Origin of the sequence: Neisseria sp. HMSC068C04 (assembly GCF_001810105.1) — a bacterium.
GTDB lineage: Bacteria > Pseudomonadota > Gammaproteobacteria > Burkholderiales > Neisseriaceae > Neisseria > Neisseria flavescens_B.
This window is the reverse complement of record NZ_KV799998.1, coordinates 1-336: the sequence shown is the minus strand read 5'-3', so window position 1 is coordinate 336 and position 336 is coordinate 1. Positions and strand designations below refer to the sequence as shown.

1 pseudogene is annotated in these 336 nt (G+C 56.5%); it reads left to right on the top strand.

Annotated features, from left to right (window positions below):
* A pseudogene (locus HMPREF2700_RS10325) lies at positions 1-336 on the top strand (hypothetical protein); the annotation flags it as partial.

Below are 336 nucleotides of genomic sequence, written 5' to 3'. Positions count from 1 at the left end.
GTAAAATCACCCGCTACCATTACACCCAAGGCAGCGGCGTACTCGAACGCATAGACGAAGCCGGCACCGTCACCAAACTGGAATACGATCCCGCCGGCCGTATCGAAAGCCGCAGCATCCTTGTGACCGATGAAAACGGAGAAGTACACGAAACCGACAAAGAAAACTACGCCTATGACCCAAGCGGCAGACTGGCAGGAACCCAAAACGCCCACAGCCGCCACCAATACTTCTACGACAAACTCGGCAACCTCATCAGGGAATACCGTCACGACAGCCTGGACGGCACAGCCCGAAGCCACGTCTGGCATCACCGTTACGACGCATTGGGCAACC